Origin of the sequence: Nocardia otitidiscaviarum NBRC 14405 (genome assembly GCF_000308635.1) — a bacterium.
GTDB classification, from domain to species: domain Bacteria; phylum Actinomycetota; class Actinomycetes; order Mycobacteriales; family Mycobacteriaceae; genus Nocardia; species Nocardia otitidiscaviarum.
This window is the reverse complement of sequence record NZ_BAGD01000061.1, coordinates 14,594-32,414: the sequence shown is the minus strand read 5'-3', so window position 1 is coordinate 32,414 and position 17,821 is coordinate 14,594. Positions and strand designations below refer to the sequence as shown.

Below are 17,821 nucleotides of genomic sequence, written 5' to 3'. Positions count from 1 at the left end.
ACAACCGTGCGCGGCGGCGCGAGTGTGCTCGGCGCGGGTAGGCCCCTTCCCGGCCGAGCGATGCGATTCCGAATGCCACTCGGCGGCAGCGGATTCGGCCGTCGCGGCCACGGGCGGTCTCATGACGCTGCGGTGGGTACGGCGGTGCGCGACCAGGTGGGCTGCTCCCAGCCGTCGGTGAGCAACTGCGGCCGACCGTCCTCGCCGAGCCGCACCCCGAGACTGCGGCGCTGCTCCGCGCGGGGCTCCGGATGGTCCGAACGGGTGTGGCAGCCACGGCTTTCCGTGCGCGCCGCCGCCGCGACCAGCAGGACACGGGCGGTGAGGGTGAGTGCGGCATCCTCGATATCGGCGGCGGTCACCGTGGCGGAGGTATCGGTGCCGGACCGCGATTCGCCGACCGTGGCATCCGGACCACCGTGATACCCGCGCGTCAGGGGGTGCGCCCCGGCCGGGTGCTCGTCGGCCGCACCGCCGTACGGACGGTGGTGCGCGGCTTCCGCGTCGACACGGTATCCGCGAGCCGCGCTCCCCCGGCCGCCCCCGAGCAGTCCGCCCGGCGCGCTGCCGCCCTTGTCGCCGCCCGGCCCGCGCGATGCGAGGCCGCCCGCAGCACCACCCGGACCGCGTGACGCGGTACCGCTCCCGTGATCGCTAGGTCCACGCGAGGTGATGCCGCCCACGTCGTCGCGCGGCCCGGCGTGCGCCTCGTACCCCGGTCCGAGCGGTGAGGCGAGTGGCACACCGATTCCGCCGTCCGGCCCGGGGGCGGCGATATCGATTGCGCCGGAATCGGTTCCGGTGCCGCTGGCGGCGAGCAGTTCGAGCAGGCGCAGCACACCCTCGCGCAGGCCGTCACCGTCGCGGACGACGGAGGCGCGGTCGGTCATCAGCCGTTGCAGGGCGGTGCGGTCGACGCGAGGCAGGTGCAGGGGGCCGATCTCGGTGACGGGGTCGGCTGCGCCGAGGCGTTCGGTGGCCGCCGCGCCCGCGCGTTCGCCGACCACCAGGCCCTCGAGCAGGCTGTTGGAGGCGAGCCGGTTCGCGCCGTGCAGACCCGTGCGCGCCACCTCGCCCGCGGCGTACAGGCCGGGGACGGTGGTGCGGCCGTGGGTGTCGGTGACCACGCCGCCGCACTGGTAGTGGGCGGCGGGGGCGACCGGGATGAGTCCGGTGCGCGGGTCGATGGCCGCGGCCAGGCAGGAGGCGGTGATGGTCGGGAACCGCTGGGCGAAACCGTCGATGGCGCGGGCATCGAGATAGACGTGCTCGGTGCCCAGTTCGCGCATGCGGGCCGCGATGGCCCGCGACACCACGTCGCGCGGTGCGAGGTCACCGCGCGGGTGCACTCCGGCGGTGACCGAATTGCCTTCGGTGTCCACCAGAATCGCGCCCTCACCGCGCACGGCCTCGCTGATGAGCGGTCGCCGCCCCAGCCCGCCGCGCGCGTACAGCACGGTCGGATGGAACTGCACGAACTCCAGATCCGCCACCACCGCGCCCGCGCGCAAGGCCAGCGCCACGCCGTCGGCCGTCGCCCCGGCGGGATTGGTGCTGCACGCGTACAGCTGCCCGAGCCCGCCGGTAGCCAGCAGCACGGCGGGCGCGTGCACCACACCGAAACCCCGGTCGGACCGGGCGAGTACACCGCGCACGCCGCTCGGCCCGGTCAGGATCTCGACCGCTGCCGCACCGAAGATCACCGGCAGGCCCGCCGCGTTCAGCGCCCGCTGCACCTCGGCCCCGGTGGCGTCGCCCCCGGCGTGAATGATGCGCCGCGTACTGTGTCCGCCCTCGCGGGTCCGCGAGACCTGCCCGTCACGTCCGAGATCGAAGACCGCGCCCAGATCGGTGAGCGCGGCGACGGCATCCCGCCCGCCCTCGACGATCGAGCGCACCGCCGCCTCATCACACAGACCGGCCCCGGCCACCACGGTGTCCTCGACATGTGACTCCACCGAATCCCCGTGCGGGGCGACCACGGCGATCCCTCCCTGCGCGTACTGCGTGGCGGTATCGGTCGGCCCGCCCTTGCTCAGCGTGAGCACCCGCAGCCCGCGCAGCGACGCGGTACGCGCGGCGGTCAGCCCGGCCACCCCGCCGCCCACGACGACGAGATCGGCCTCGGCCTCCCAGTTGATCGTGATACTCACCGGATCTCTCCCTTCCCGGTGGTCGTGCGCACGCCCGCCGCCGTCACGCCACGGCGGACCGACCCGGTGTACGGCAGCATCCGGGGCACGGCGACACCGCATGTCCTCGCCCCGGTGACCAGCCGTTCGGGCCAGCCGACCGCGCACCGCCCGGGCCGCGCTACCCGCGCACCCGGCACATCGACCGTCCAAGCTCCCGGCAGAGCCACCCGCACTCCCGGCTCGACCGCCAGCCGCACTCCGCGCCCGGCAACCATTCGCCGCCCAGGCCCAGCGCCCGCACTGCCCGACACAGCCACCCGCACTCTTGGCTCGACCGCCAGCCGCGCGGACTGCTCGGCGACCGCGCGCATCCCCAGCCCGGCGACCGTGCGCGCCCCCGGCCCGGCGGCCGCGTGGGCCGCCGGGAGCTGGGGGCCGCCTGTCACTCGCCGCCGCCCGGGTTGCCGATCTCGATCATGCGCTGCACCGAGTTGCGGGCCAGGGCGGCGGTTTCGGGGTCGACGTGGACCTCGTCGCGGTTCTCCACCAGGGAGCGGAGCAGGGCGGCGGGGGTGATCATCTTCATGTACTTGCAGGAGGCGCGGTCGTTGACGGCCTGGAAGTCCACGCCGGGGGCGGCCTTGCGCAGCTGGTGCAGCATGCCGACCTCGGTGGCGACCAGCACCTGGTTCACTGTGCCCGACTCGCCGCTGCGCGAGCTCCGCGCCGCCGCCTTGGCGGCGTCGATCATGCCGCCGGTGGACAGGATGTGCACCCGGTCGGCCGGGAACTCGCCCGCGCCCGCGAGGTAGAGCGCCGAGGTGGCGCAACCGCATTCGGGGTGCACGAACAGTTCCGCGTCCGGATGGGTGCGGGCCTGCTCGTTCAGCTCGTCGCCGTTGATTCCGGCGTGCACGTGGCATTCGCCCATCCAGATGTGCATGTTCTCGCGTCCGGTCACCCGCTTGACGTGCGCGCCCAGGAACTGGTCCGGCAGGAACAGCACCTCGCGGTCGGGGTCGATGGAGGCGACCACGTCCACGGCGTTGGAGGACGTGCAGCAGATATCGGTGAGGGCCTTCACCGCGGCGGTGGTGTTGACGTAGGAGACCACCAGCGCCCCCGGATGTTCGGCCTTCCACGCACGCAGTTCGTCGGCGGTGATGGAGTCGGCCAGTGAGCAGCCCGCGCGCTGATCGGGGATGAGCACCGTCTTCTCCGGGCTGAGGATCTTGGCGGTCTCGGCCATGAAGTGCACACCGCAGAACACGATGGTGTCCTCGGGTGCCTCGGCCGCGATCCGGGACAGCGCGAGGGAGTCACCCACGTGATCGGCGACGTCCTGAATCTCGGGCAGCTGGTAGTTGTGCGCGAGGATGGTGGCATTGCGTTCGCGCGCCAGTCGCTTGATCTCCCGCGCCCACTCCGGAGTGGCCTCGACTCCCCCGAAACCCGACGGTCCATCGGTGATGCGCTCGGTCAGCGGCATCATCGCACCCAGTGCAGCCATGGTCCGGCTCCTAACTCTCATGCGTCCGGCAGCTTCGCCGATTCGCATACACCCGGTTTTCGACTTAGAATCGAAAACGTGGCCCATCGTAGCACCATCCACGAATCGCTCACCGCGGTGTTCCAGGTTCGCCGCTTCCCCGAGGGCATCACCGCAGGTAGTGACGTTTCCGAGGCTTCAGGGGCTTCGGGGGCCGAGGCACCGCGTCGATCGCTGGATCGCCGCTGCCCGCCCGGCCAACGCACCGAACTGGCGGTGCTGCTGTGGGAGCGGGCCCTCGATCCGGCCAAGGGCACCTGGTCGCTGCCGGGCGGGCGGCTGCGCGACGACGAGGACCTCGACTTCTCCGCCGCCCGCCAGCTCGCCGAGAAGGTGGATGTGCGCGAGCTGACCCACCTGGAGCAGCTGTCGGTGTTCAGCGATCCGCACCGGGTGCCCGGTGACCGCCGCATCGCCTCGGCCTATCTGGGTCTGGTGCCGCTGACCGCCGACCCCAAATTGCCACCGGACACCCGCTGGCATCCGGTGTCGGCACTGCCGGACATGTCCTTCGACCACGGCGTGGTGGTGGGGCACGCCCGCACCCGGCTGGCGGCGAAGCTCTCCTACACCAATATCGCCTTCGGTCTGGCCCCGGAGCGCTTCACCATGTCCACCCTGCGCGAGATCTACTGCGCGGCACTCGGATACGAGGTGGACACCACGAATCTGCAACGGGTGCTGTCGCGCCGCGGGGTCATCACCCCCACCGGCGCGACCGCCTCACCCGGCCGGACGGGTGGCCGTCCGGCCGCGCTCTACCGCTTCACCGACACCGAGATCCGCGTCACCGATGAATTCGCCGCGCTGCGCCCGCCGAGCTGACCACCTCGGGCTGGGTAGCCCAGCGGTAGCCGAAGCCGCGCACCGTGGTGATCAGTCCGGGCCGGTCGAGTTTGGCCCGCAGGGTCGAGATGTGCACGTCCAGGCTGCGGGAGACGGCGAGAAAGGCGTCACCCCAGATGCGATCCATCAGGATCTCCCGGCTCACCGCCTGCCCCGGCCGCTCCACCAATGCCTCCACCAGCTCGAATTCCTTGTGGGTGAGCAGGATCGGCGCGCCGGCCACGGTGACCTCCCGGGCCACCGGATCGACGCGCACGTCACCGGTGTCCACCACCGCGGACCGGGCCGCCGCCTCCGCCGCGGTGCGGCGCATGGCGTGTTCGATGCGTGCCACCAGTTCGCCGATCCGCGGCGGTTTGACCAGACAGTCGTCGGCCCCACCGCGCAGCCCCCGCACGATGGTCCGTTCGTCGTCGTCCTCGCTGAGCAGCACCACCGGTATCGAACTCACCTCGCGCAGCCGCCGCAGGGTGGTCAGGCCACAACCGTCGGGCAGCTCCAGGTCCAGCAGCGCGGCATCGTAGTCACGGTGGCCGAGCAGCAGATCGGCTCCCCGGCGTTTGCGTTCGGCGTCGAAACCCCTTTCCGTCAACATATCCACCAGCGCATCGCCGGATATGTCGTCGTCCTCGATCAGCAGCAACCGCACCCGTCCCCCCGGACTTCGGTCGGTCACCACGCTCTCCGTCATTGTCCTCATCCGATCTCCTCCCGAATCGGTCACGAGTCCAAGAGATTAGGACAGCCTTCCCGGTGCGGGCAGTAGCGAATGCGACGGGTTCAGTAGCATGCGCGACATGAATGTCGCGGTATTCGTGGTCGACGGCGTCGCCGACTTCGGTTACGCGGCGCTGATCGAGACCTTCAGCATGGCGAACGGATTGCGAGAGCGGCTCCCGCAATCACCGCCCCCGTGGCGGGTGCACACCGTCTCCTTCGGCCACCGGGTACGTTCCGGCAACGGGCACTCCGTGACCACCACGCCCCTGGCCGAGCTGCGCGAGGAGGTCGATCTCGTCATCGTCCCGGCGGTGAACGTGCTCGACGCGCAGGCGCTGATCGGTCTGGTCTCGGCACCGCACAGCAGGCCGGTGCTCGAACATATCCGGCGGACCCACCACGCCGGCGGACGGCTGGCGGCCGCCTGCACCGGCACCTTCTTCCTCGCCGAGGCCGGGGTGCTCGACGGTGCGCCCGCGACGACGAGCTGGTGGCTCGGGCCGAGCTTCCGGCGCCGCTACCCCCGGGTGGCCCTGGACGAGAGCCGTCTGCTGTGCCGGGGCGGCCGGATCACCACCGCCGGGGCGTCACTGTCGCATATGGACCTCGCACTGTCGCTGGTACACGGCCGCTCTCCGGCGCTGGCCGAGCTGACCGCCCGCTACCTGGCGCTCGGCAATCGGGATACCCAGGCCGCCTTCGCCGTTCCCGAGGTGGTCGCCCGCGGCGACGCGCTGGTCGCAGCCTTCGAACGCTGGGTGCGCGCACATCTGTCCGAACCGCTGCACATCGCCACCGCCGCCCGCGAGCTGGGCACCACCACGCGCACCCTGCAACGCGCCACCCGCGCCGAAATCGGTCTGACACCGCGCGAATTCGCCAACGACATCCGCCTGGAGCGGGCCGCGCACCTGCTGCGCACCACCACGCTGACCGTCGACTCCATCGCGGCACACGTCGGCTACTCCAGCCCCGCCACCCTGCGCACCCTGGTGCGCCGCCGCCACGGCATGACCCTGGCGGAACTGCGCGCCGCGCGCGGGCCGTGGTGACGGCCGACCCGAAGAACTCACGGTGCCGAATTCTCGCAGCCCGGCGGCGAAATGGCGGGCTCGCGAATCTCAAACGTATGTAAAAACACCTGCGGGCATTACCGGCGCGGTGGACAGCGGTGATTGAATCGCGGCGGCGTCCGTTTCGACGCGTCGTGCGATCATCGGCCGCGCATCGGTGCGGCGGTCCGCGATTCTTTTCCGCTGAGGTGTACAGGATTTGACAGATGAGTGACCCACGCCAGCCGAACCCCTACCAGCAGCCGGGCGGATGGCCGCCGCATCCGGCGGGCGGGCAGCCACCGCAGCGGTTCGGACCGGGGCCCCAGCAGCCGATGCCCGGCGCGCCCCAGCAATACGGTGCACCCCAGCAATACGGTGCCCCGCAGCACGGCGCTCCGCAGCAATACGGCGCTCCCCCACAGCACGGCACTCCTCAGCAATACGGCGCTCCCCCACAGCAATTCGGCGCACCCCGGCACCAGCAGCCCGGCATGCCGCAGCAGCCCCATCCGGGTGCACCGCAGCCGCAGTTCGGACCCGGGCCCGGCGGCTACCCGCAGCAGCCACCGAGCGGCGGCAAGAATCAGATGCCACTGATCATCGGCGGGGTCGCGCTGGTGGCCGTACTCGGCATCGGTGCGGTGTTCCTGCTCTCGGGTTCGGGCGGCGGCATCGTCGGCGGCTCGGACGACCCGCGCGATGTGGCGGAGGACTTCGTCAACGGCGGCGCGAAGAACAAGGACCTCATCTGCCAGTCGGACCTGTCGATGATCGAGAGCGTCGACACCGGCGGCATCACCGTCACCAATGTGCCCAAGGTCGACTCCAAGTCGACCCTGAAGAGCGTCGACGTGCCCTCGGGCGCGGACGAGGGCACCTTCACCGTCGACGTCGAGGTGAACTTCGGCGGCCGCACCAACACCCAGTCACTCACCTACGACCTGGTCAAGGAGAACGGTGAGTGGAAGGTGTGCGGGATCGGCGACGCGCTGAAGTAGCCGCGCTCAGCCGCGCTCGATCAGCGAGGGCCGATCGGCGTCGGTGACGTAGAGCGGCAGGTCGGCGGCGAGCCGGGCCAGCAGCGCGGGCGCGTTGCCGCCCAGCGCAGCCTGGTACTCGTCCAGGGTCAGGCCCACCACCTGGAGGAAGCGCAGACTGCCGTGCGGGGTCCCGATCTCGCCGAGTTCCGGGTCGACCGTGAAAGCCATGGCGCGGATGGCGCTGTCGGTGCGGTCGCCGGCCAGCGGGCCGCCCGCCTTCATGGTGTGGCCCGGCTCGAAACGGTTCTCGCTCTGGAACACGTAGCGGCCCAGCGTCTGCAGCAGCTGCGCGGGCCACAGCGGCGGCTGCGACTCGGCCGTCGACCGGACCACGCGCATGGTGAACTCGAATCCCCAGCCCGAGGTGTGCGGATCGGCGGACTCCTTCTCGTACAGTTCCGACATGCCGTAACCGACGTAATGCCAGTGCGCGATCGGGTCCGTCCGACCGAAAATGCTGATGCCGTCGAGCGGATCCGGGCCGCCGAGCGCCCACGGCTGCTTCGTACCCAGGTGGTACGGCGTCGCCTCGCCGTACAGCCGACGCAGTGCACCGTCGATGGCATCCCAGCCCGTTGCGCTTTCCATGCCGAGTGACCCTACGGCCGGACGGCCGCCGCCACCACGGTCGGACGGCTCAAATCAATGTAAAAACAAGTGCCGGAACAGTTCCGGCGACGGTGGTCACCACTGTTGTTCGCGCCCACGATGTTTGGTGGTGCGGCGGTAGCGCCGACCGCTGGGGATCGGCTGGGCCGCGTTGGAGCGGCGCAGGGCGTGGCGCTGTCGCCACGCGGTCAGGTCGGCCCGTTCCGAGGGGGCGACGGCGGCCCGCTCCGGCGCGACCGGGTCGTCGGCGCGCTGTGCGGCGGTTCTCATGGTGGTCTCCCGATCGGATGTGTTGCTGTTCGACGCCCCACGGTAGGTGTGGGAACGGGGCGGGGCCAGTGATTTTCGGGCTGCGATTTCCGGGCTGGCTAGACTGGCCCGATGCCCTTGGTAGACGTCACCTACGCGCCGAGTATTCCCGACACCGTGCTCCGTGAGCTGGCGGAGGTGCTGCCGCATGCGGTATCGGTGGCGGTGGAGTGCCCGGAGGAGCCGTACGACGGCGATTTGCAGCCCGGTGACGTGGAAATCCGGTTCCGACCGCTCGGACCGTTCGACCGCAGTGGACTCGATGTGGTGATCGAGGCCCGGTCCAAGTACTTCGCGAGCCGCGCCGAGAACCGGCAGGAGCGGGTGGACGGGCTGCACGCGGCCATCGAGAAGGCGGTCGATCTCGACGATTTCGGCATCTACCTGTCCCTGCCGGTCGCCGCGTGGGCACAGAGCGAATGACCCGCGGCGCGAAGGAGGTTCAGCGGTCGGGATTGCCCCGACCCGCACCCTCGAACGGCATCGGCCCGAAGCCCTGCGCCGAGCCGCCGTTCGCCCCCGGACCGCCGTAGGGTCCGTAGCTGATGGCCGAACCGTACGGTCCGGGCGCGAGCAGGCCGCGGCGCGGCGCGTCGCCGCCGAAGGGCTGGAACTGTCCGCTGCCCAGATCGTCGGCCACGCTCAGGGCCGACCAGATGAGCACCAGCAGCGTCGCCACCAGCGGTTGCGCGATGAGGGCCGGCCAGGCGGGCACGGTGGGCGCGAGTTCGACGATCGACCCGACCGCCGGGTTCTCCGGGCGCGGGTACAGCACCTCGGCGGCGGCCTCGCCGACCAGGCGCATGACGAACGCGCCCAGCAGTGAGCCGATCACCAATCCGGCCAGCAGTATCGGCCCGCGCACGCGCCGCCACCGCCACGTGACGGTGGCGGTGAGCACCCCGGTCACCATGCCGACGAGAACGAAGACGGCCAGCGCGTCGAACTGGTGCGCGCTCTCCCCGGTCAGCACCGCACCACGGTCCGGCTCCACCACCACCAACCGTTCGGCCGGGGCGAGGAAGGCCCACACCATCGCCGCCATCGCACTGACCGCGGTGACGCCCGCGACGACCAGCGCGGCCGCCCGGCGTTCCCGCCGCAGCACCTCGGTCCGCGTCCCGGAGGCTCCAGGTGGAGCGAATCCCGGTGCCACTACCGGTGTTCCAGACTCTTCGAGTCCAGCACCCCGTGGCGCGAGCATTTCGCCCACCAACCGTCCGGACTCACCTGCACGATCATGCGGCGGCCGCACTGCTCGCAGTAGCGCGGCGGTTCCAGCCCGAGCGCGGCGGCGGCCGGGACCGGATCGTCCGCGCCGGGTTCGATCAGCTTGCCGGTGAACGGGTTGTACAGCGCCACGCGCGCGGTGACCTCGTCCGTTTCCATGTCCACGACATTACCCATGTGCGCACCCACTTCCCGGCATGCGGTTGCCCAATCGATATGCGATGCGCACTACAGGGTTTCGTTGAGCGCCTTGATCGGCATCTTCAGCTCGCCCAGCAGATCGAGGTCGGCCTCGGCGGGACGGCCCAGGGTGGTCAGGTAGTTGCCGACGATGACGGCATTGATGCCGCCCAGGATGCCCTGCTTGGCGCCCAGGTCGCCGAGGGTGATCTCGCGACCGCCCGCGAAGCGCAGGATGGTGCGCGGCAGGGCGAGCCGGAAGGCGGCCACGGCGCGCAGCGCGTCGGCGGCGGGCAGCACCTCCAGATCGCCGAACGGGGTGCCCGGCCGCGGGTTGAGGAAGTTCAGCGGCACCTCGTCGGGTTCCAGTTCGGCCAGCTGGGCGGCGAATTCGGCGCGCTGCTCCAGCGATTCGCCCATGCCGAGGATGCCGCCGCAGCACACCTCCATCCCGGCCTCGCGCACCATGCGCAGGGTGTCCCAGCGCTCCTCCCAGGTGTGCGTGGTGACGACCTGCGGGAAGTGCGACTTGGCGGTCTCGAGGTTGTGGTTGTAGCGGTGCACGCCCATGGCGGCGAGCTGGTCGACCTGCTCCTGGCTCAGCATGCCCAGCGAGCAGGCGACCTGGATGTCGACCTCGTTGCGAATGGCCTCCACGCCCGCGGCGACCTGCGCCATGAGGCGCTCGTCGGGGCCGCGCACGGCGGCCACGATGCAGAATTCGGTGGCTCCGGTCTTGGCGGTCTGCTTGGCGGCCTCGACCAGGCTGGGGATGTCGAGCCAGGCGGCGCGCACCGGCGACTGGAAAAGGCCGGACTGCGAGCAGAAGTGGCAGTCCTCCGGGCAGCCGCCGGTCTTGAGCGAGATGATGCCCTCGACCTCGACCTCGGGACCGCACCACTTCATGCGCACGTCGTGGGCGAGGGCGAGCAGTTCCTCGAGCCGGTCGTCGCCGAGGCGCAGCACCGCGAGGGTCTGCTCCTGGGTCAGGCCGATGCCCTGTTCGAGCACCTGCTCGCGGGCGATCGCCAGAATATCGGTGTTGACGGCTACCTGGGTCACAGCGCGAAATCCCTTCGTCCGGCCGATGTGGCCGAGCAACTTGAACGGTGTTCAGGGTAGGCTAGCAGTCGCGAACGTGAGCCGAAACACGAAGGGTCGGGATTATCCGTGCAGCTGCACCGCACCGATGTGGTCGACGGGGCCATCGCCATTCTGGACCAGTACGGACTGGCCGATCTGACCATGCGGCGCCTGGCCGGATCGCTGCATGTGCAGCCCGGGGCGCTGTACTGGCACTTCCCCAACAAGCAGGCGCTGCTGGGCGCGGTGGCCGACCGCATCCTCGCCCCCATGGACGAACCCGTGACCGCCGACGAATGGTCCGGGCAGCTCGGTGAACTGGCGCATCGGCTGCGGTCGTGCCTGCTGGCCTACCGGGACGGGGCCGAATTGGTCTCCGCCACCTACGCTTCCCGCCTCACCACCTCGAAAGGCCGCGAGCGCATGGCGAGTGCGGCCATTCGGGCCGGAATGACCAGGGAGGAGGCCGATCTCGCGGCCTTCACCCTGCTCTACTACGTGCTCGGGCAGACCGTGGACGAGCAGGCGCGCATGCAGATGGATTCGGTGGGCGCGCTGGCCGACGAGCATTCGCCGCTGTACGACACGCCCGATGCGACGGCCCGTTTCGACTTCGGGCTGCAACTGTTCGTGAGCGGGGTGCGGCATCTGCTGGGCACCCGCATCCGCTGAATCCGGACCTCAACCGGATGCCATCGGGGTGCGTTCGATCAATCGGACGAACGGCACGATCTGGTGCAGGATCACCGCGTTGTACTCGGCCGGGCGCTGCTTCGGATTGGCGTGACCGGTGGTACGCGTGGTCACCACCAGCAGGGTGCCGTCCGGGCCTCCCACTCGGTCGATGAGGGCCCGGTGGGTGTAGGCGACGTCGACTATGTAGTCGGCGTAGGGGTTTCGAGGGCGGATGAACACGATGGCCGGGCGGGGTTTGCCGTCGGCGGGTTCGGCCAGCGCGCGCAGATGGTTCACCGCGCCCCCGGCCACGATCGCCTTGAACTGGGATTCGATCAGCCCGGTACTGGCCACATCGGTGGTGAGGATCTTCTCGCGCAGCGAATCCCGCACCGCCTCACCGAAGTCGTCGGGTTCGATGCCGTAGCGACCGCCCTGGTATCGGTCACGGCGGGAATAGGTTTCGGCGATCAGCCGCAGCAGCCTGCTCTCGCGCGCACCGGGGAACCAGCCCACCCAGCGCATGAGCTCCTCCCCCTGGTCGCGGCTCTCCGGGCGCACGGCGTGCAGGTCGATCGGGGTGCAGTCCAGCAGTACCGCCAGCACCTGCCGGGAACTGGCGGTGTGCAGGTGGTGGGCGATCTCCAGGGCGATGACGCCGCCCATACTGTGGCCTGCCAGCACCACCTTCGGTATGTGCGCGGCCTCGGTGACCCGCACGATGAGATCGGCGATGACCTTGGTGTCGATACCGGTGTTGTCGTAGCGCACCGCCCACACCGAACCGAGCTGGCTCAACGTCGGTAGCGCGCGGGCGGTGTCGGTGGCGTCGAGCGAGCCCAGCCCGACCAGATCGAAGACCGCGGTATCGGCGGCCGCCGCACCGGACGGACCGGCGATGGGCAGGACCGCCGGTGCGGTGCGGGCCAGCCGCGCTCGCTCGGGGGCGACGTCGAGTCGCCAGTACTGTGCGAACAGCGCGAGGAACAGCAGCGGTATCAGCGCGAACCGGGCCGCGATCCGCAGCCCGCGCCGCTCTCGCCACCGGGTTCCGAATCGGGTTTCGCGCAGCCGCGCCCGCCGCCGCTCGTCGTCGTACTCGGCGGCGCCGGACGGATGTGGATAGGCCCACATACCGCTCCACTGTAGGCAGGGATCGCCCGGTGATCACACCCCCGAACGCGCCGCCCCGCAGCGCGGACCATGCGAGGGGTGCCCACGCGGGCGACGGCGATCCCACCCACGACGAGCACCACGGCCACCCGCACAGCGGCGCTCCCGCCCCGCGGAGCACGAGGCCACAGGCGTCCCGCAGCGGCGGCCCCCACGGCGCGCGCCTCCGCAGCCGCGTGGCGGCGATCCTGCCACGGCGTGCGAACACCTACCCGGTCCGGCAGCGGACTCCGTACCCGGTGCGGGCGACGGCGGACCTACGCGGCGGCTGGACCGCCCACTGCCAGTGGGCCACTGCGACGCGCGCGGCGGCACTACGACTCACCGGTGTGGCGCGGTGATTCAGGGCCCCGGCCGCGGCCGAACTCAGGGCGGCGGTACCGCGCCGACAGTTCAGCCGGGCAGGTAGCGGGCGCGCCAGTCGGCGTCGAACCAGTCGGGCGCGGCGGCGGCGAAGCGGGCGGCGGGCCAGGAGCCGACGCCGGAGGGGAGGGTGCCGACCAGGTCGACGCCGGTGACGGCGGGTAGGTCGGCGCGATTGCAGGTGGCGGCGAGGTCGGGTTCGTCCGGCCAAGCGCCGATGACCAGGCCCGCGCACGGGACACCCGCCGACGCCAGTGTGCGCGTGGTCAATTCGCTGTGGTTCAGGGTGCCCAACCCGGCGGCGGCCACCAGCAGCACCGGTGCGCCGAGCTTCTGCGCGAGGTCGAGCAGGGTGAATTCGCCCATCCGCACCAGCAGGCCACCCGCGCCCTCCACCAGGGTGAGGTCGGCGTCGGCCAGCGATTCCACCGCCGCCGCCGTATCGGCGAGGGTCAGCAGCGGCCGACCGCAGCGGCGCGCGGCGGTATCGGGGGCCAGCGGATCGGGATAGCGCGCCAGTTCCAGGGTGCGGGTGACCCCGCTGAGTCGTTCGACGACGGCCAGGTCACCGGGTTCGCCTGGCGCGACCCCGGTTTGGGCGGGCTTGCACACCGCCACCCGCGCCCCGGCCGCCCGTGCGGTCGCCGCCAGCGCGGCGGTGACCATGGTCTTGCCGACATCGGTGGACGTGCCGGTTACGAAGAGAACGCTCATGCCGGAACCGTCTGCTGCCCGCGCGCCCGCGCCAGCACCTCGCCGAGAACCGTTGCGATGGTGTCGAGTTCGGCGGGGGTGAGGTCGGCGCGGGCGGTGAGGCGCAACCGTGAGGTGCCCTCGGGGACCGAGGGCGGGCGGAAGCAGCCGACACTGAGGCCCCGGTCGCGGCAGGCGACGGCGGCGTCGTAGGCGAGTTGCGCCTCGCCGAGCACCACCGACACCACGGCCGAATCGGGTTGTGCCACACCGGCGATCCGGGCCAGGTCGGCCGCCCGGTCGAGCACCCGACCGGCCAGGCCGGGGTCGCGGCGCAGGACGCCCAGGGCGGCGCGGGCGGCTCCGACGGCGGCGGGGGCGAGTCCGGTGTCGAAGATGAACGTCCGGGCGGAGTCGATGAGGTGGGCACGCACCCGCTCGCTGGCGAGGACCGCACCGCCCTGTGCGCCCAGGGCCTTGGACAGCGTCGCGGTGATCACCAGATCCGGTTCGCCCGCCAGCCCGCATTCGTGCACCAGCCCGCGACCGCCCGTGCCGCGCACGCCGAATCCGTGCGCCTCGTCCACCACCAGGACCGCGCCCCGGGCGCGGGTGACGCGGTGCAGTTCCCGCAGCGGCGCGAGATCGCCGTCGGCGCTGAAGACCGAATCGGTGAGCACCAGAGCGCATTCCTCGACGCGCCGGGCCAGCAGCCGGTCCACGGCGTCCACGTCGCGATGCGGGGCGATCTCCACCCGCGCCCGCGACAGGCGGCAGGCGTCCACCAGCGAGGCGTGGCTGCCCGCATCCGACACCACCAGCGCACCGCGCCCGGCCAGCGCGGTGACCACGCCCAGATTGGCGGCGTAACCGGAGGCGAACACCAATCCCGCCGGTGCGCCGACGAATTCGGCGAGTTCGGTTTCCAGCAGTTCGTGTTCGGCGGTGGTACCGGTCACCAGCCGCGAACCCGTGGCACCCGCGCCCCAGCGCCGCACCGCCGCGACCGCGCCCTCGATCACCTCCGGATGCCGGGTGAGCCCGAGGTAGTCGTTGGAGGCCAGGTCGATGGCCTCGCCCTCGGACGCGCGCGGCCGCAGTTCGCGGCGCAGCCCGGCGCGCACCCGTTCTGCGGCGCGTTCGTCCAACCATCGCAAGGGATCGACACTCACAGCTCCGCAGCATACTTGAACAGCGTTCAGGGTGGGGTGGAGCGGGTCGGATCGGCCCTCACCGCGGCCCGACGTCGCTATCCTGGGAGACCGAGGTAGGAGAGATGTATGCCACGTTGGGCAATAGTGGTCGAACAGACAACCGGCTTCGGAGACAACAAGATCTGGTCCCCCAAGGTGCTCGCCGAGGTGGTGGGAACCCGGGAACAGGCCGTGGCCAAGTTGTCGGAACTGGTCGGCAAATTCGTTCCGGACCACCCCAAGCTCGTCAGCCGTCGCACCGTGCTGCGCGACGGCGACAACTACATGCTCATCGCCCGCGGCTGGTCCGACGATTTCCACTGTCTGTTCCGGGTGTGGGAGGTGCTGTCGGACAGCGAGGAGCAGGAGCGGCTGCGGGAACGCCGCGCCAACCACTGATCAGCGCGAATCACGGCAGGCGCTGACCACCGGCAGGCGCTGACCACCGCTCAGGCGGCGGCCGCGGCCAGCATGGCGGCGGTGATCCGGCGCACGTCCTCGGTGGTGCTGATGAACGGCGGCATGCAGTAGATCAGATTGCGGAAGGGCCGCAACCACACTCCGGCGTCCACGGCGGCGTGGGTGGCCTTGCGCATGTCGACGGGGTGGTCGAGTTCGATGACGCCGATCGCGCCGAGCACCCGCGCCTCCACGACCCCGGGGAGGTCGCGGGCGGGCGCGATCCCGGTCCGGAGTTCGGATTCGATGCGGGCCACTTCGCCGCGCCAGTCCCGCGACAGCAGCAGTTCGATGGAGGCGACGGCGACCGCGCAGGCTAGGGGGTTGCCCATGAAGGTCGGCCCGTGCATGAGCCCCCCGTGTGCGGCACTGAGGGTTTCGGCGATCTCGGCGGTGCACAGCGCCGCGGCCAGGGTCAGGTAGCCGCCGGTGAGCGCCTTGCCCACGCACAGCACATCCGGGCGCACGCCCGCCTGGTCGGCGGCGAAAAGCGTTCCGGTGCGGCCGAATCCGGTGGCGATCTCGTCGAAGATCAGCAGGATGCCGTGTTCGTCGCAGAGGCGGCGCAGGTCGGTGAGGTAGCGGGGGTCGTGGAAGCGCATGCCGCCCGCGCCCTGGACGACCGGTTCGACGATGACGGCGGCCAGTTCGTCGGCGTGCGCGGCGAGTGCGCGCTCGAGTTCGGCGACATAGTCGGGTACGTAGCCGCGCGGCGGGGCCGGGACGAAATGCTGCGGGGTGAGCACGTCGGTCCACAGCGCGTGCATGCCGCCCTCGGGATCGCACACGCTCATGGGCGTGAAGGTGTCGCCGTGGTAGCCGCCGCGCCAGGTGAGCAGCCGGTGTTTGCCCGGGCGGCCGCGCGCGCGCCAGTACTGCAGGCACATCTTCACCGCGACCTCGACCGACACGGACCCGGAATCGCAGAGGAACACCTTGTCCAGCCCCGCGGGTGTGTGCTCGACCAGCAGTTGGGTCAGGCGCGCGGCGGGTTCGTGGGTGAGGCCGCCGAACATGACGTGGCTCATCCGGCGCGACTGGGCCAACAGCGCCGCGTCGAGCACCGGATGCCGGTAGCCGTGCACCGCCGCCCACCACGAGCTCATGCCGTCCACCAGTTCCCGGCCGTCGGCGAGGGTGAGGCGGGTGCCCGCGGCGGATTCGACCACCAGGGGTTCGGTGGTGGCCGGGAAGCCGCCGTAGGGATGCCAGACATGGGCGGCGTCGAGGGCGGTGATCTCGTCGGGGGTCAGTGCCACGGGTGCGGTCCTTCGCCAGGTGTCGTACCCCGCCCCGGAATCCGCCGGGCGCGAGCTTGAACGCCGTTCAAGTTACCACCGCACCTTTCGGGACGCGGCCACCCGGCGTAATCTGCTGAACATAACTCTTTGACTGAGTCAAAGGATTGGAGCCGAGATGGGCACCTCGACCGACACCGCCCCGGATATGCGGCAGATCGCCGCCGTCCGCGCCTTCAACCGCCGCTACACCCGGGTGATCGGCGTGCTGCGCGAGGGCCTCGTGGACACCCCCTTCTCGCTCACCGAGGCGCGAATCCTGTTCGAACTGGCCGATTCCGGCCCCCTGGAAGTGGTGACGCTGCGCCGGTCCCTCGGCCTGGACCCCGGCTATCTCAGCCGTATCCTGGCCCGCTTCGAGGCCGACGGACTCGTCGAGCGCCGCCGCGCCGAACGAGACCGCCGCATCCAGGAGGTGCGACTCACCGACCACGGCTGGGACACCTTCGCCGACCTCGACAATCGCTCCAGCCGCGATACCGCCGCACTGCTCGCCGACGTTCCGGCCGCCGACCGCGAACGGCTGATCGCGGCCATGCGCACGATCGAGCACATCCTCGAACCCGCCTCGGACGCACCGGCGTTCACACTGCGCGCCCCCGCCCCCGGCGACCACGGCTGGGTCATCCACCGCAATGCCGTGCTCTACGCCGCCGAATACGGCTGGAACGCCGACTACGAGGCTCTCGTCGCCCGCATTATCGCCGACTATCTGAAAACCCATGACCCGCAGCGGGAACGGGCCTGGATCGCCGACCGCGACGGCGAACCGCTCGGCGCGGTGTACTGCATGCGCGACTCCGACACCACCGCCCGCCTGCGCCTGCTGCTGGTGGAACCCGGCGCCCGCGGCCTCGGTGTCGGCACCGCCCTGGTGGACGCCTGCCTCACCTTCGCCCGCGCGGCCGGCTACCGCGAGATAGTGCTGTGGACCAACGACGTCCTCACCGCCGCCCGCCGCATCTACGAACGCGCGGGATTCGAACCGGTGGAGTCGAATCCGCACCACAGCTTCGGCGTGGACCTGATCGGCCAGACCTGGCGACGCGCACTGATCCCCTGACACCGGACATACATCCGACACCACGCAGCACGCCACGACCGCCGCATCGACCGCCCCGGATGCGGGCTGGTCGACCGTCGACTCCTCCGCACGTCCGGTGCACTGACCGCCAGCGAGCCGGGGTGCCTGGCGACCCGTCCGGCGTCAA

The 17,821-nt window shown here is 71.0% G+C and carries 20 protein-coding genes and 1 pseudogene; 7 read left to right on the top strand and 14 right to left on the bottom strand.

Features of this window, described 5'->3' with window-relative positions; translation table 11 throughout:
- Positions 1 to 119 precede the first annotated feature (119 nt).
- The 4 genes and pseudogenes from ON31_RS38545 to nadA all read right to left on the bottom strand — a co-directional run bounded on the left by ON31_RS38545 (position 120) and on the right by nadA (position 3,645).
- On the bottom strand, positions 120 to 362 hold the full coding sequence (locus tag ON31_RS38545; RefSeq protein WP_324189554.1) for a hypothetical protein: 243 nt from the start codon (positions 360 to 362) through the stop codon (positions 120 to 122).
- 486 nt (positions 363 to 848) lie between these two features.
- A pseudogene (locus ON31_RS38540) lies at positions 849 to 2,153 on the bottom strand (L-aspartate oxidase); the annotation flags it as partial.
- The gene (locus ON31_RS37270) at positions 2,150 to 2,581 is read right to left on the bottom strand and encodes a hypothetical protein (protein ID WP_039812590.1); all 432 of its coding nucleotides are present in this window, start codon (positions 2,579 to 2,581) and stop codon (positions 2,150 to 2,152) included. The pseudogene ON31_RS38540 and the gene ON31_RS37270, both read right to left, overlap by 4 nt.
- Positions 2,578 to 3,645 carry a quinolinate synthase NadA gene (gene nadA / locus ON31_RS11340; protein ID WP_039812587.1) on the bottom strand — a complete coding sequence of 356 codons (1,068 nt, stop codon included), beginning with the start codon at positions 3,643 to 3,645 and terminating at the stop codon, positions 2,578 to 2,580. The genes ON31_RS37270 and nadA overlap by 4 nt, the downstream gene beginning before the upstream one ends.
- A gap of 78 nt (positions 3,646 to 3,723) precedes the next feature.
- On the opposite strand from nadA, the gene ON31_RS11335 reads away from it, so the two are divergent.
- On the top strand, positions 3,724 to 4,509 hold the full coding sequence (locus tag ON31_RS11335) for an NUDIX hydrolase (protein ID WP_039812584.1): 786 nt from the start codon (positions 3,724 to 3,726) through the stop codon (positions 4,507 to 4,509).
- On the opposite strand, the gene ON31_RS11330 is transcribed toward ON31_RS11335, so the two are convergent.
- Positions 4,472 to 5,179, bottom strand: coding sequence for a response regulator transcription factor (locus ON31_RS11330; RefSeq protein WP_051037127.1), 708 nt, complete (start codon positions 5,177 to 5,179; stop codon positions 4,472 to 4,474). The two genes, ON31_RS11335 and ON31_RS11330, sit on opposite strands and share 38 nt — an antisense overlap.
- 148 nt (positions 5,180 to 5,327) lie before the next feature.
- Here ON31_RS11330 and ON31_RS11325 point away from each other — a divergent pair, with 148 nt between their 5' ends.
- Together ON31_RS11325 and ON31_RS34595 are read left to right on the top strand one after the other, a co-directional pair.
- Entirely contained in the window at positions 5,328 to 6,302 is a 975-nt protein-coding gene (locus tag ON31_RS11325) for a GlxA family transcriptional regulator (protein WP_039812878.1), read from the top strand.
- A 227-nt stretch (positions 6,303 to 6,529) separates the two neighbouring features.
- The gene (locus tag ON31_RS34595) at positions 6,530 to 7,303 is read left to right on the top strand and encodes an Rv0361 family membrane protein (protein ID WP_147287204.1); all 774 of its coding nucleotides are present in this window, start codon (positions 6,530 to 6,532) and stop codon (positions 7,301 to 7,303) included.
- Positions 7,304 to 7,309: 6 nt separating this feature from the next.
- Here the strand turns inward: ON31_RS34595 and ON31_RS11315 are convergent, their stop codons facing one another.
- Both ON31_RS11315 and ON31_RS11310 read right to left on the bottom strand, forming a co-directional pair.
- On the bottom strand, positions 7,310 to 7,933 hold the full coding sequence (locus ON31_RS11315; protein ID WP_039812580.1) for a suppressor of fused domain protein: 624 nt from the start codon (positions 7,931 to 7,933) through the stop codon (positions 7,310 to 7,312).
- Positions 7,934 to 8,029: 96 nt separating this feature from the next.
- On the bottom strand, positions 8,030 to 8,224 hold the full coding sequence (locus ON31_RS11310) for a hypothetical protein (RefSeq protein ID WP_039812578.1): 195 nt from the start codon (positions 8,222 to 8,224) through the stop codon (positions 8,030 to 8,032).
- Between the two features lie 111 nt (positions 8,225 to 8,335).
- On the opposite strand from ON31_RS11310, the gene ON31_RS11305 reads away from it, so the two are divergent.
- Positions 8,336 to 8,686, top strand: a complete 351-nt coding sequence (locus ON31_RS11305; RefSeq protein ID WP_039812573.1) for a hypothetical protein — start codon at positions 8,336 to 8,338, stop codon at positions 8,684 to 8,686.
- Between the two features lie 19 nt (positions 8,687 to 8,705).
- Here ON31_RS11305 and ON31_RS11300 read toward each other — a convergent pair whose 3' ends face one another.
- The 3 genes from ON31_RS11300 to bioB form a co-directional block, all read right to left on the bottom strand.
- Positions 8,706 to 9,419 (bottom strand): DUF2567 domain-containing protein, encoded by a 714-nt coding sequence (locus ON31_RS11300; RefSeq protein WP_157533654.1) that lies wholly within the window; start codon positions 9,417 to 9,419, stop codon positions 8,706 to 8,708.
- On the bottom strand, positions 9,419 to 9,652 hold the full coding sequence (bsaP, locus tag ON31_RS11295; protein WP_051037126.1) for a biotin synthase auxiliary protein BsaP: 234 nt from the start codon (positions 9,650 to 9,652) through the stop codon (positions 9,419 to 9,421). The genes ON31_RS11300 and bsaP overlap by 1 nt, the downstream gene beginning before the upstream one ends.
- Positions 9,653 to 9,721: 69 nt before the next feature.
- On the bottom strand, positions 9,722 to 10,735 hold the full coding sequence (gene bioB / locus ON31_RS11290; RefSeq protein WP_029929181.1) for a biotin synthase BioB: 1,014 nt from the start codon (positions 10,733 to 10,735) through the stop codon (positions 9,722 to 9,724).
- A 108-nt stretch (positions 10,736 to 10,843) separates the two neighbouring features.
- Between bioB and ON31_RS11285 the strand changes: the two genes are divergently transcribed.
- Positions 10,844 to 11,428: a TetR/AcrR family transcriptional regulator C-terminal domain-containing protein gene (locus tag ON31_RS11285; protein ID WP_029929182.1), complete on the top strand. Its 585-nt coding sequence runs from the start codon at positions 10,844 to 10,846 to the stop codon at positions 11,426 to 11,428.
- Between the two features lie 9 nt (positions 11,429 to 11,437).
- Here ON31_RS11285 and ON31_RS11280 read toward each other — a convergent pair whose 3' ends face one another.
- The 3 genes from ON31_RS11280 to ON31_RS11270 form a co-directional block, all read right to left on the bottom strand.
- A complete protein-coding gene (locus ON31_RS11280; protein ID WP_039812569.1) occupies positions 11,438 to 12,565 on the bottom strand; it encodes an alpha/beta fold hydrolase in 1,128 nt (375 codons plus the stop codon).
- 432 nt (positions 12,566 to 12,997) lie between these two features.
- A complete protein-coding gene (gene bioD / locus ON31_RS11275) occupies positions 12,998 to 13,681 on the bottom strand; it encodes a dethiobiotin synthase (protein ID WP_039812567.1) in 684 nt (227 codons plus the stop codon).
- Entirely contained in the window at positions 13,678 to 14,832 is a 1,155-nt protein-coding gene (locus ON31_RS11270; protein WP_039812564.1) for an 8-amino-7-oxononanoate synthase, read from the bottom strand. Before ON31_RS11270 ends, bioD begins: the two co-directional genes overlap by 4 nt.
- Before the next feature lie 108 nt (positions 14,833 to 14,940).
- Here ON31_RS11270 and ON31_RS11265 point away from each other — a divergent pair, with 108 nt between their 5' ends.
- Positions 14,941 to 15,252, top strand: a complete 312-nt coding sequence (locus tag ON31_RS11265) for a hypothetical protein (protein WP_147287203.1) — start codon at positions 14,941 to 14,943, stop codon at positions 15,250 to 15,252.
- A 50-nt stretch (positions 15,253 to 15,302) separates the two neighbouring features.
- Here the strand turns inward: ON31_RS11265 and ON31_RS11260 are convergent, their stop codons facing one another.
- Positions 15,303 to 16,571 carry an adenosylmethionine--8-amino-7-oxononanoate transaminase gene (locus tag ON31_RS11260; protein WP_039812561.1) on the bottom strand — a complete coding sequence of 423 codons (1,269 nt, stop codon included), beginning with the start codon at positions 16,569 to 16,571 and terminating at the stop codon, positions 15,303 to 15,305.
- A gap of 157 nt (positions 16,572 to 16,728) precedes the next feature.
- Here ON31_RS11260 and ON31_RS11255 point away from each other — a divergent pair, with 157 nt between their 5' ends.
- Positions 16,729 to 17,673 (top strand): bifunctional helix-turn-helix transcriptional regulator/GNAT family N-acetyltransferase, encoded by a 945-nt coding sequence (locus ON31_RS11255; protein WP_039812558.1) that lies wholly within the window; start codon positions 16,729 to 16,731, stop codon positions 17,671 to 17,673.
- Positions 17,674 to 17,821 lie beyond the last annotated feature (148 nt).